This window comes from Streptomyces sp. NPDC002265, from assembly GCF_040296125.1.
Taxonomy (GTDB): Bacteria; Actinomycetota; Actinomycetes; order Streptomycetales; family Streptomycetaceae; genus Streptomyces.
In genome coordinates this window covers 1-11,410 of sequence record NZ_JBEOWS010000320.1, presented here as the reverse complement: position 1 = coordinate 11,410, position 11,410 = coordinate 1, and the positions used below count along the sequence as shown (strand labels likewise).

The 11,410-nt window shown below is 74.0% G+C and carries 11 protein-coding genes; 2 read left to right on the top strand and 9 right to left on the bottom strand.

All coding sequences use genetic code 11. The features are described 5' to 3' along the window. Window positions 1-160: 160 nt before the first annotated feature. A complete protein-coding gene (locus ABT085_RS36950; RefSeq protein ID WP_351618396.1) occupies window positions 161-1,258 on the bottom strand; it encodes a bifunctional succinyldiaminopimelate transaminase/glutamate-prephenate aminotransferase in 1,098 nt (365 codons plus the stop codon). 133 nt (window positions 1,259-1,391) lie between these two features. Further along, the gene (fdxA, locus tag ABT085_RS36945; RefSeq protein WP_007495984.1) at window positions 1,392-1,712 is read right to left on the bottom strand and encodes a ferredoxin; all 321 of its coding nucleotides are present in this window, start codon (window positions 1,710-1,712) and stop codon (window positions 1,392-1,394) included. A 141-nt stretch (window positions 1,713-1,853) separates the two neighbouring features. On the opposite strand from fdxA, the gene ABT085_RS36940 reads away from it, so the two are divergent. Both ABT085_RS36940 and ABT085_RS36935 read left to right on the top strand, forming a co-directional pair. After that, complete coding sequence (locus ABT085_RS36940; RefSeq protein WP_351618401.1) at window positions 1,854-2,918, top strand: GNAT family N-acetyltransferase; 1,065 nt, start codon at window positions 1,854-1,856, stop codon at window positions 2,916-2,918. Beyond that, window positions 2,915-3,787, top strand: coding sequence for a transglutaminase family protein (locus ABT085_RS36935; RefSeq protein WP_502982891.1), 873 nt, complete (start codon window positions 2,915-2,917; stop codon window positions 3,785-3,787). The genes ABT085_RS36940 and ABT085_RS36935 overlap by 4 nt, the downstream gene beginning before the upstream one ends. Window positions 3,788-3,845: 58 nt before the next feature. On the opposite strand, the gene ABT085_RS36930 is transcribed toward ABT085_RS36935, so the two are convergent. The 7 genes from ABT085_RS36930 to mshB form a co-directional block, all read right to left on the bottom strand. Beyond that, on the bottom strand, window positions 3,846-4,460 hold the full coding sequence (locus ABT085_RS36930; RefSeq protein ID WP_351618393.1) for a response regulator: 615 nt from the start codon (window positions 4,458-4,460) through the stop codon (window positions 3,846-3,848). After that, window positions 4,457-5,647: a sensor histidine kinase gene (locus ABT085_RS36925; RefSeq protein WP_351618390.1), complete on the bottom strand. Its 1,191-nt coding sequence runs from the start codon at window positions 5,645-5,647 to the stop codon at window positions 4,457-4,459. The genes ABT085_RS36930 and ABT085_RS36925 overlap by 4 nt, the downstream gene beginning before the upstream one ends. After that, on the bottom strand, window positions 5,644-6,384 hold the full coding sequence (locus tag ABT085_RS36920) for an ABC transporter permease (protein ID WP_351618387.1): 741 nt from the start codon (window positions 6,382-6,384) through the stop codon (window positions 5,644-5,646). Before ABT085_RS36920 ends, ABT085_RS36925 begins: the two co-directional genes overlap by 4 nt. Further along, the gene (locus ABT085_RS36915) at window positions 6,381-7,307 is read right to left on the bottom strand and encodes an ABC transporter ATP-binding protein (RefSeq protein WP_351618384.1); all 927 of its coding nucleotides are present in this window, start codon (window positions 7,305-7,307) and stop codon (window positions 6,381-6,383) included. The genes ABT085_RS36920 and ABT085_RS36915 overlap by 4 nt, the downstream gene beginning before the upstream one ends. 129 nt (window positions 7,308-7,436) lie before the next feature. Beyond that, on the bottom strand, window positions 7,437-9,743 hold the full coding sequence (locus tag ABT085_RS36910) for a VanW family protein (protein ID WP_351618381.1): 2,307 nt from the start codon (window positions 9,741-9,743) through the stop codon (window positions 7,437-7,439). A 192-nt stretch (window positions 9,744-9,935) separates the two neighbouring features. Continuing rightward, window positions 9,936-10,346: a DUF6113 family protein gene (locus ABT085_RS36905; protein ID WP_351618378.1), complete on the bottom strand. Its 411-nt coding sequence runs from the start codon at window positions 10,344-10,346 to the stop codon at window positions 9,936-9,938. Next, window positions 10,343-11,206, bottom strand: a complete 864-nt coding sequence (gene mshB / locus ABT085_RS36900; protein WP_351618376.1) for an N-acetyl-1-D-myo-inositol-2-amino-2-deoxy-alpha-D-glucopyranoside deacetylase — start codon at window positions 11,204-11,206, stop codon at window positions 10,343-10,345. The genes ABT085_RS36905 and mshB overlap by 4 nt, the downstream gene beginning before the upstream one ends. Window positions 11,207-11,410: the final 204 nt, after the last annotated feature.

Below are 11,410 nucleotides of genomic sequence, written 5' to 3'. Positions count from 1 at the left end.
TCCCCACCGCCCCCCCCCGCCCCCGCGGCTTCGGGGGCGCCCGGGGGGGGCGTGCCCCCACCCGCCCGGGGGCGGGGGGCGGGGCCAACCCGGCCCCCCGTCGCCGTGTCATGTCTGCGCGCCGCACCAAGGGCCCCGGACAGCTGCCGGGGCGCGGCGGTCAGCGCGCCAGGCGCTGCGCCGCGGCCCGGACCCGCTCGTCCGTCGTCGTGAGCGCCACCCGGACGAACTTCTCGCCCGCGGTGCCGTAGAAGTCCCCGGGGGCGACCAGGATGCCGAGGTCGGCCAGCCGGGACACGGTGGTCCAGCAGGACTCGTCCCGGGTGGCCCACAGGTACAGGCTGGCCTCGCTGTGCTCGATCCGGAAGCCGTTGCCCAGCAGCGCGTCACGCAGCAGCGTGCGCCGGGACGCGTACCGTTCGCGCTGCTCACGGACGTGGACGTCGTCGCCGAGCGCCGCCACCACGGCCGCCTGCGTCGGGGCCGACGTCATCATGCCGCCGTGCTTGCGGATCTCCAGCAGCGGGCCGAGGACGGCCGGGTCGCCGGCCAGGAAGGCCGCGCGGTAGCCGGCCAGGTTGGACCGCTTCGACAGCGAGTGGACCGAGACGATGCCCTCGTACGAGCCGCCGTTGACGTCCGGGTGCAGGACCGAGACCGGCTCGGCCTCCCAGCCCAGCTCGATGTAGCACTCGTCGGAGAAGACCAGGACGCCGTGCTCCCGGGCCCAGGCGACGATCCGGGTGAGCTCCGCCTTGTCCAGCACGCGGCCGGTCGGGTTGGACGGCGAGTTCAGCCAGAGCAGCTTCAGCCCGGCCGGGTCCAGGTCGGTCGGGTCGTCGTAGACCTCGTGGTCCGCGCGGGCCAGGCGGGCACCGACCTCGTAGGTCGGGTAGGCCAGGCGCGGGTACGCCACCCGGTCGCCGGGGCCCAGGCCCAGCTGGGTGGGGAGCCAGGCGACCAGTTCCTTGGAGCCGACGATCGGCAGGACGTGCCGGTGGGTGACCCCACGGGCGCCCAGACGGCGCTCCAGCCAGCCCGTGAGCGCGTCCCGCAGCTCGGGGGTGCCCCAGACCGTCGGATAGCCCGGGGAGTCCGCGGCGGCGATCAGGGCCTTCTGGATCAGCTCGGGGACCGGGTCGACCGGGGTGCCGACGGACAGGTCGACGATGCCGTCCGGATGCGCGGCGGCCGTCTTCTTGTACGGCTCCAGCTTGTCCCAGGGGAAGACGGGCAGACGATCGGAGACTGCGGACACGGGATCTCGCTCACTTTCTCGGACGCACGGCCCCCGCGGACGGCAAACGCCTCGGCCCCGTACGGCGTGATCGGGCGGCGATCAGGCCGTACGGAACCGAGGCGGCACGGTGCTGCGGGCCGCTGCTGCGGTGTTACTCGGCCTGCGGCGGCAGCGCGGCGACGAAGGGGTGGTCGCGCTCGATCAGGCCCAGCTTGCTGGCGCCGCCGGGGGAGCCGAGCTCGTCGAAGAACTCGACGTTCGCCTTGTAGTAGTCCTTCCACTCCTCCGGAGTGTCGTCCTCGTAGAAGATCGCCTCGACCGGGCAGACCGGCTCACAGGCACCACAGTCGACGCATTCGTCCGGGTGGATGTACAAGGACCGCTGGCCCTCGTAGATGCAGTCGACCGGGCACTCCTCGATGCACGCCTTGTCCTTCACGTCGACACAAGGCTGCGCGATGACGTAGGTCACGCTGTCGTTCCTCCTCGATAGGGCGCTGGCGGGCCTCCTACAGGCTCCGCCGCCTGGCGCGCGGGAGCGCGGCGTCGTCGATGCCCGCCCCTAGTATCTCCGTTCTTGGGCATGATCCGAACAGGAGGGGTGGAACGACCTGTGGAAATCTCGGCCGCCGGTCGTCTAGAGGTCCGCATCACCGCCGCTGACGTGGGCAAACGCGTCTCCGTGCGACGGTTGACCGGCCCCGGCGACACCGGAGGGAAATTCACCGACACGGTCGGCGTTCTCACATCATGGGACGACACCGTGCTCATGATCACACGGCGGGACGGCGAAATCGTGCGGATCGCGCAGTCCGCGCTGGTCGCGGGGAAGGTGGTGCCCGCGGCACCGGCCCGGCGGCGCGGCCCGGCCGCGTCCTACGAGGAGCTGGCCGGGGTCACCGCCCGCGCCTGGCGGCCGCTGGAGAGCGCGCGGCTGGGCGGATGGGAGCTGCGGGCCGCCGCCGGGTTCACCCGGCGCGCGAATTCGGTGCTGCCGCTCGGCGACCCGGGCCTCCCGCTCGACGAGGCGCTCACCGAGGTACGACGCTGGTACGAGGAGCGCGGCCTGCCCGCGTACGTCCAGACCGCGACCGGCGCCGAGGGCACGCAGGAACTGCTGTGCGCGGAGCTGGAGCGGCGCGGGTGGGTGCGTGAGGTGAGCGCCGAGGTCTGGACCGGGGCGCTCGCGCCGCTCGCCGACCTGGGCGAGCCGTCCGGGGTGGTGCTGTCCCGGGCGGCCGGTGAGGCGTGGCTGGCGCGCTATCAGCGCAAGGGAGTGAGCGACGTGGCCCTGACGGTGCTGGAAGGGCGGTCTCCCCGTTCGGGCGACGCCGGGAGCGGGGCAGGGCCCTCGGTGTGGTTCGCGACCGTGCCCGGCGAGCGGGCGCAGGAGCCGCCCGCCGCGATCGGGCGGTGCGTCGTGGACGGGCGGTGGGCCGGGTTCGCCGCCGTCGAGGTCGACCCGGCGCTGCGGCGGCGCGGGCTGGCCACCGCCGTGATGACCGCGCTGGCCCGGCGGGCCCTCGACGAGGGCGCCTCCGCCGCCTGGCTCCAGGTGGAGACGGACAACGCCGGTGCGCGGGCGCTGTACGAGCGGCTGGGCTTCGCCGCGCACCACGCCTATCACCACTACCGGGCGCCGGCCGGGTCCGGCGACGGCCGGTACGGATCACCGTGAGCGGGCACGAGCCTGCCATGCGCCATCCGCTGCCCCCACCGCCCGAACGCTCGGCCGCACTGCGTCTGCGGTTCGCCGAGGAGGCCCGCTGCGACAGGCCCGACCTGTCGGCGCTGTGTCTGCTGCTGGGCGCGGTGGCCGACGGCACGCTCGACGAGGCGGGCGCGGACGCGGCGCAGATGGAGCTGGACCGGCTGGCAGGGCAGCTGCCGTTCCGTCCGGGCGGACCCGCGGCCTGGGCCCGTGCGCTGCGTTCGGTGCTCGGGGAGCGCTGCGGGTTCCGCGGTTCGCCGGCCGACTACCAGTGGCTGGGTTCGTCCTTGCTGCACGAGGTGCTGCGCCGGCGGCGCGGGCTGCCCATCCTGCTGTCCGTGGTGTGGATGGAGGTCGCGCGCCGGGCGGGCGCGCCGGTGTACGGGGTCGCGCTGCCGGGGCACTTCGTCGTCGGGTTCGGGCCGCAGGACGAACAGGTGCTGGCGGACCCGTTCGACGGGGGGCGGCTGCTCAGCGGGGCCGACGCCGAGCTGCTCGTCGTGGGGGCCACTGGGGCGCGGCTGACGCCGTCGATGCTGACCCCCGCGGACCCGCTGGAGGTGGTGACGCGGATCCTGAACAACGTCCGGGCGTGGGCCTCGGCCCGGCCCGAGCGGTCGGACGTGGCGCTGTGGGCGGTGGAGCTGGCGCTGCTGCTGCCCGCGCATCCGGCGCGGCTGCGGTACGAGCGGGCGCAGATCCTGGTGCAGCGGGGGGACTTCGTGGCCGGGGCCGCGGAGATGGAGGTGTACGCGGACCTGGTGGACGTGGTGGACGCGCCCCTGGCGGAGAAGGTGCGGGGGCAGGCCACGGCGGCCCGCGCCCGCCTGAACTGATCCCCCGGCTTTCCGCCCCTCCCCCGGCCCACGCGGACGGGACCGGGCGCGACAGGGCCTAGAGCCAGCCCTTCTCCCGTGCCGTCCGTACCGCCTCGGCCCGGTTGCGTACCGCTAACTTCTGGATCGCCGTGGAGAGGTAGTTGCGGACCGTGCCCTGGGACAGGTGCAGGAGCTTGGCCAGTTCCGCGTTGGTGGAGCCGTCGGCCGCGGCGCGCAGGACCTCGCGTTCGCGGTCGGTGAGGGGGTTGGCGCCCTCGGCCAGCGCGGCGGCCGCGAGGGTGGGGTCGATCACCCGCTCGCCGGCCAGCACCTTGCGCACGGCCTCGGCGAGCTGGGCGGCGGGGGCGTCCTTGACCAGGAAGGCGTCGGCGCCGGACTCCATGGCGCTGCGCAGGTATCCGGGGCGGCCGAAGGTGGTGAGGACGACCAGCTTCACCCGGGGCAGTTCCCGGTGCAGCAGGGCCGCCGCCTCTATGCCCGTCGCGCCCGGCATCTCGATGTCGAGGAGCGCCACGTCCACGTCGTGCTCGCGGGCCGCCGCCAGGACCTCGTCCCCGCGCGCCACCTGGACGACGACCTCGATGTCGTCCTCCAGACCGAGCAGCGCGGCCAGCGCCTCGCGGACCATCGACTGGTCCTCGGCCAGCAGGACCTTGATCGTGTGGCTCATGCCCCGGATCCTATGTCCGGCAGGGGCCCTGCCGGGACGCGGGCGACCAGACGGAAGCCGCGCTTGAGGGGGCCCGCCTCCAGGGTGCCGCCCGCCTTCTCCAGCCGCTCGGTCAGACCCGTCAGGCCGTTGCCGGGACCCTTCCCGGAGCCGCCCTGGCCGTCGTCCTCGACGGAGAGTTCGAGGACGGGGCCGTCGAGGGTCTGGCGGTGCAGCAGCTCCACCCTGCAGCGCCGGGCACCGCTGTGCCGTACGACGTTGGTGACCGCCTCGCGCAGCGCCCAGGCGAGGGCGGACTCGCTGTCCTCCGGGAGGCCGGTGAAGTCGGGGTCCACGGGCAGGTCGGCGGTGACGTTGGCGGCCGTCAGGGCGACCCGGGTGCCGGCGAGCTCGTCGGCGAGACGGGCCCTGCGGTAGCCGGTGACGGCCTCCCGTACGTCGACCAGGGCCTGGCGGCTGACCTGTTCGATGTCGGCGATCTGCTGGGCCGCCTTGTCGGGGTGGCCGGGGAGCATCCGACCGGCCAGCTCGCTCTTCAGCGTGATCAGCGAGAGCGAGTGGCCCAGCAGGTCGTGCAGGTCGCGGGCCAGGCGCAGCCGCTCCTCGTTGGCGGCGAGCTGGGCGACGGTGGCGCGGGCCTGGCGCAACTCGATGGTCGTACGGACCAGTTGGCCGACGCCGGTCATCGCGAACCCGATGAGCACCACCAGCAGGACCAGGTTCAGCGCGTCCTGCTCGCCGGCCCGCAGCCCGACGAGCAGCATCGCCACGGCGGTCAGCGGGATCGTGCGGTAGGCCAGGCGCAGCGGCAGCGCCGCGCCGCAGGCGACGGAGACGTACACGAAGAGTCCGAGCCACTCCTTGCCGAAGGCCAGGCACAGCACGACGGCGAGAACGGCGAGGGTGCCGACCAGGACACCGACCGTCCGGGGGGTGTACGAGCGGCGGCCCATCTGCCGGAAGACCAGCACCAGGTAGACCGCGACGAACACGGAGAGGCCCAGCCAGCCGGCGACCGCCCCGCCGGTGGAGTGGCCGCCGGAGACCAGGTCCCCCACCGGCGAGCCGAGGAAGACCAGCCAGACCACGATCCACAGGGTCTTGATCAGTACCTCGCGCCGGGTGCGGGGCGGCCAGCCGATGCGCACCAGCCGCCCGTCACGGGCCTCTTCCGGGTTGCTGCTCACGCCTTCAGCGTGTCCTTCCGGTACAGCCAGGCCGCGCCGCCCGCGAACAGGACGAAGAAGACGGCGAGGATGGCGACGTCCTGGGCGTGCGGGGCCTGGCTCTGTTCGATCGCCTGTCCCAGGGCAGCGTACGCGTGCGTGGGCAGCCACTTGGCGATGTCCTGCAACCACTGCGGGAACGTGGTCGACGGCATCCACAGACCGCCGAGCATCGACAGACCGAAGTAGGTGATCATCGTGATCGGGCGGACCGCGTCCCCGCTGGCGAGGTAGCCGATGGCGACCCCGAGGGCGGCGAAGACCAGGCTGCCGGCCCAGATGGCGCCGGTGAGTGCGAGCCACTGCCAGGCGTCCAGGCGTACGTTCTTGGCGGCCGCGGCGACCACGAACACGATGACGATGGACGGCAGGCTCACCACGGCCGCGCTGGCCGTCTTGGCGAGGACGTAGCCGCGGCCCGGCAGGGTGGTCAGCCTCAGCTGCCGTACCCAGCCGCTCTCGCGCTCCTTGGCGATGCGCTCGCTGTTGCCCATCAGGACGGCGGTCAGGGCGCCGAAGGAGGCCATGGAGACCATCATGTACGTCGGGATGGTCAGGCCGGTGCCGTCGACCTTGGTGGTGGCGTCGGCGTTGCCCGCGATCAGCAGGAACAGGGCCGACGGGTAGATCACCGAGAAGAACAGGAACTTGCGGTTGCGCAGGGCGCGGACCAGTTCCAGCTTGATGAGGGCGTTCACGACTGCTTGGCCTCCTCGGCGGCGGTGATGGCGACGAAGGCCTGCTCGAGCCCGAGCCCGGCGACTTCGAGGTTGCGGGGGTAGACGCCGAGCCCGTACAGGGCGTGGACGGTGGCGTCCGCGTCGGTGGACTGGATGCGGACGGTCTGGCCCGATATGTCGACGGAGGTGAGGAAGGGCAGTCCGCGCAGGGCCGCCGTGTCGATCTCGCCCTCCAGGTCGAAGGAGACCCGGCGGGCGCCCGCCTTCGCCTTGATCTCGGCGGCGGTGCCGTCGGCGAGCAGCCGGCCCCGGTGCAGCACGAGCACGCGGTCGGCGATGGCGTCGGCCTCTTCGAGGTAGTGCGTGGCGAACAGGACGGTGCGGCCCTGGTCGGCCTGTTCGCGCATGGTGGCCCAGAAGGCCTGGCGGGCGGAGACGTCCATGCCGGTGGTCGGCTCGTCCAGGACGATCAGGTCGCTGTCGCCCGCGGTGGCGAGCGCGAACCGGACCCGCTGGGCCTGGCCTCCGGAGAGCTTGTTGACCTTGCGGTCGGCGATCTGCGCGACGCCGGCGCGGGCCAGCACGTCGCCGGCCTTGTACGGCTTCGGGTGCAGGGCGCAGGCCAGGGCGACCAGTTCGCCGACCGTCACCTCGTCCATCAGGCCACCGCTCTGGAGCATCGCGCCCACGTGTCCCGCGACTATGGCCTCACGGGGGCTGGTGCCGAACACCCGGACCGAGCCGCTGTCGGCGTGCTTGAGGCCGAGCAGCAGGTCCAGGGTGGTGGACTTGCCGGCTCCGTTGGGTCCGAGCAGGGCAACGGTCTCCCCCGGGTGCAGGCTGAGCGACAGGCCGTCCACGGCCCGTACGTCCCCGTAGCTCTTGCTCACCTGATCGAACGCGACCACCTCGGTGGCGGTTGCCTTCACTGTCGTCGTCATGGGCACATCCTGGCGGCGGCGGCCGCAGGCCCGGCAGTGTCGGCGGTCCCGACTGCCGCATGACAGATGTCATGCCCACGAGATGACGGCCCGGGAGCCGCCCTGACCGGACGGCTCCCGGGACCTGCCCTAGCTGGGGTTCGTCTCGATGACGGCGACCCGGTTCGTCGTGCTGACCAGGGCCGGACGCAGGGCGCTGATCACGTCCTGCACCGTGACGGCCGTCTTCTGGCCGGTGCCGCGGGTGATGAGCACACCGTCGAAGGTGTGGCCGTAGAGCTCCTTGAGCGCGGCCTCGTTGTAGCTCTCGACGAGCTTGCCGTCGACCGCCTTGACCTCCAGGAACTTCCACAGGGACTTCTGCGGGCTGAAGGGGATCGAGTGCGCGGCGTCCGTCTGCACGGTGACCTTGCCGGACATCGCGGGCTCGGCGAACTTCTTCATCATCCGGTCGACCTCGGCGTCCGAGATCGTCGGCTGCCGGGTGGTGGTCGGGACCGGCACGGTGCCGGCCGCGCCGGTCTCCACCAGGGTGCGGTAGGCCTGCTGGACCGAGGTCTTCGACCTGTCGACGTCGATGCCCCTGCCCGGCTTGCCGTAGACGGCCACGGCCTTGCCCGACTGGAACCTGATCGTGCCGTCGTTGGTGCCCGCGCCGCCCGCGGCGCTCTCCAGTGCGGCCTGGAGCTTCTCCTCGTCGACGGGCATGGCCGGCTCGATCTCGCGCTGTCCGCCGAAGAGCGACCCGATCACGGAGACCGGGTTGTAGTCGCTCTGGGCGGCCGCGGAGACCGTGGCCTGCTCGTCGAACTGGAGCCCGGCCTGATCGGGCTTCAGCGTGACGGTGGTTCCGCCGACCGACAGCTTCAGCGGCTGGTCCACCCGCTTGCCGAAGGCGTCGTCGAGCTTCTTGACGGCGTCGTCACGGGTGCCGCCGCCGATGTCGACGCCGAGCACGGTGGTGCCCTTGGGCACGTCGGAGTGGTTCATCAGCAGGCCCGCGCCATAGGCGCCGACCAGGACGACGACCGCGAGGCTGCCGAGCAGGACCAGCTTGCTGCGGCCCTTCTTCTTGCGGGGCGCGGCCGCGGGCGCGTTCTGCGCGACCGGCGCGGGCAGCTTCGGGCCCGTGCGCGCCGGCGGCCCGTCGAAGCGGGGGCCCGCTCCGGGGGGCGTGACGGGAATGCCGCTGGTGACGGTGTCCCCGGAGACCCTGTCGCGGGGGCCGCCGTAGCCGCCGGGGCCCGGGCCGGGGGCCGGCTTCTGCGGGGTGAGGATCGCGGTGTCGTCGCTCAGTCCGCCGGCGCCGGGACCGGCGGCGCCGTGCGCACGGGGGCCGCCGGACGGGCCCGGGTCGGTGAAGGACTCGCCGCTGAACGACTTGGGCGCGCCGGGGCGGCCGGGGGCACCGGGACGGCCGGGGCCACCGGCGGGACCGCCGGGACCGCCGACGGGACCGGGACCGCCGGGACCGCCGACGGGACCGGGGCCGGGACCGCCGGGCGCGCCGGACGCACCGGGCACGCGGCGGACGCCGAGACCACCGGGGGGACGCGAACCGCCGGGCGCACCGGGCGCCGAGCCGACCGGGGGCACCAGCGGGCCGTCACCGGTGACAGGGCCGCCGGTGGGGCCGGAGGGGCCCTGGGCGCCGCCCTGGCCGCCGGGGCCGCCCGGGGGGCCGCCGTGGCCGCTCTGGCCGTTCTCCGTGAAGTACGGCAGGTCGTCGCGGCGCGGCTCGCCGGCCCCGGAGCGGGCACCGCCGCCCAGCGGGCCCGCCGCCAGCGCCTCGGTCACGTCGAAGGAACCGGTGCCGCCGCCGTGGCCGGGCGCGACCGGGCCGCCGGTGGCGCCGGGCAGTCCGGCGCCGTTCGTGCCGCCCGGGCGGGAGCCGCCGGGGACGCTCGCGGAGCCGGGGCGGCCGGCACCCGGCCGCGCACCCGTGGCAGGGCCGGTACCGGCGGCGGGGGCACCACCTGCGGGCGCGGGGGCTGCGCCCGCCGCGGAACCGCCGGGCATGCCCGCACCGTTGGTGGAGCCGCTCTTGGCCGCGCCGCCCCTGCGGGGGGCGAACCAGTCGCTCGTCTTCTCCTCGGCCGGGGCCTCGGGCTCGGCAGGCGGCTCGACGGCCGCGGCGGACGGGGCGGCGTCCGGCTGTACGTGAGTACCGGTGTCGTCGCCCGAGACGCTCTCGGCGTCCGCGACGGGCGTGCGGACGACGACCGGCGGAATCGGCCGCGACCCGGGGATGTTGATCCGGATGCGGGTCGTCAGCGTGGTCTCGGTCTTGCGCTCCTCCGGCTGGGCGGCCGGACGGCCCGCGCCCGCGCCCGCGTCGGAAACCATGGGGGTCCCGTACGGCGGCGTGCCCGAAGGGTATGCGGCTCCGCCGCGCCCGTCGGGCCCGGAGGACGGAGTGTCAGTTTCACGACTCAAGGCAGGTTCTCCCGGTTGACTCCGCCGCCCGCACAACCTCATGTGGGGGTTCCCTCTGCTCGAACGGGGTCGAGTGCTCGGGGAAGGCTCGGCGGCGCGCACCACCATACTGGCCGCTTCCGGCCTCTATCCCGCGACCGCCGGGTAAAACCACACCGCACGTACCCGTGCGCCACACGGCGAAGTGGTACGTCACTTGCCAAGTCGGACGGAGTCGGCCCCCGATCGCCGCCCCCAGCCGAGGGTGGCGCAGATCACAGCAAGTGCCATGCCGCCCAGCAGGAAGAGGTACGAGCCGCCCCCCGCGCCGAACAGGAAGTCCCCTTCGGGACGAGTGGCGGTGAGGAAGACGACGGTGACCATCCAGCCCGCGGCGGAGGCGACGGCGCCGCCGCGGCTGCCCGTCGCGCGCGCCCCGCCGAGGAAGAGCCCGGCCGCGCCGGCGAGCGCGAGCAGAAGTCCGCCCGGGAACCAGCCCGACTGCACCAGGGCCCCGGCCATCGCGACCACCACGCCGAGCAGGAAGAGCCCCAGACAGGCCAGGACACGTCCGGCGGAGGGCCGTTGCAGCGGCTGGGCGAGCATCGAACCGTGTTGCGTCATGACGTCTCCTCTGCCCCGGCGAACAGGTCGGACACCCGTCCGGCCCCGGTGGCGCCGCCCGCCAGCTCGTAGTACTCGGTGGTGAAGAGCGGCTGCGCGAGCTCGTTGGAGAGCGCGAAGGACGCCTCGTCGGGGGCCACCTCGATCTGGGTGGCGTGTGCGCGCATCGCGGCGGCCTTGGCGGCCGCGTACGCGGTGCCGTCGATCTCGGCGGTGATCCGCTCCTCGGCCACCACGCCCGGCACGTCGTCGACCGCGGCGGTCCCGGTGAAGGGCAGGCCGGGCAGCTCGGCGCGCAGCCGGCCGAAGGCCTCCTCGGCGGCGGGGCGCGGCATGCGGTTGAAGTAGACCCTGGGGATCGGCCGTCCGGCGTCGGCGGCCAGCTCCGCGGCGCGCACGGCGACGCGGTGGGCCTGGATGTGGTCGGGGTGGCCGTAGCCGCCGTCGGCGTCGTACGTGACGAGGACCTGGGGGCGCACCTCCAGGATCACGTCGAGGAGGTGGGCGGCGGCCTCGTCGACGTCCGCCTGCCAGAAGCAGGCCGGGTCGTCGTTGTCGGGCAGGCCCATCATCCCGGAGTCCCGGTAGCGGCCGGGGCCGCCGAGCTGACGGAAGTCCGCGACGCCGAGCTCGCTCATCGCGGCCGCGAGTTCGCCCAGCCGGTGTGCGCCCAGCGCGTCACCGCTCAGGTGTGCGAGCTCGGGCGGGATGACCTCGCCGAGCTCGCCCAGGGTGCAGGTGACCAGGGTCACCCGGGCGCCCTCGGCCGCGTACCTGGCCATGGTCGCGCCGTTGTTGATCGACTCGTCGTCCGGGTGCGCGTGCACCAGCAGCAGACTCCGGGCGGGCTGTTCCGTCATGCGCCCACCCTACGAGTCCCCTCCCCCCACCCGCCCACCTGCCCGGCGCCGGTCCTCAGAGCCTCGTCCAGGACCGCGCTCGGCTCGCGGAGGGCTTCCCGCGCCGCGACCGGACGGACCGCGCACCCTGTACACCGCGACCGGGCTGGGACTGCGCCTGCTGGAACACAACGGCACCTCCTGCACGCGCTCCGGCACGTACTG

Excerpts from the sequence above, each read along its gene's own strand:
- ABT085_RS36930 (WP_351618393.1), bottom strand. The coding sequence starts at position 4,460 with ATGAGCCACACGATCAAGGTCCTGCTGGCCGAGGACCAGTCGATGGTC.
- ABT085_RS36915 (WP_351618384.1), bottom strand. The coding sequence starts at position 7,307 with ATGACGACGACAGTGAAGGCAACCGCCACCGAGGTGGTCGCGTTCGAT.
- ABT085_RS36905 (WP_351618378.1), bottom strand. The coding sequence starts at position 10,346 with ATGACGCAACACGGTTCGATGCTCGCCCAGCCGCTGCAACGGCCCTCC.
- mshB (WP_351618376.1), bottom strand. The coding sequence starts at position 11,206 with ATGACGGAACAGCCCGCCCGGAGTCTGCTGCTGGTGCACGCGCACCCG.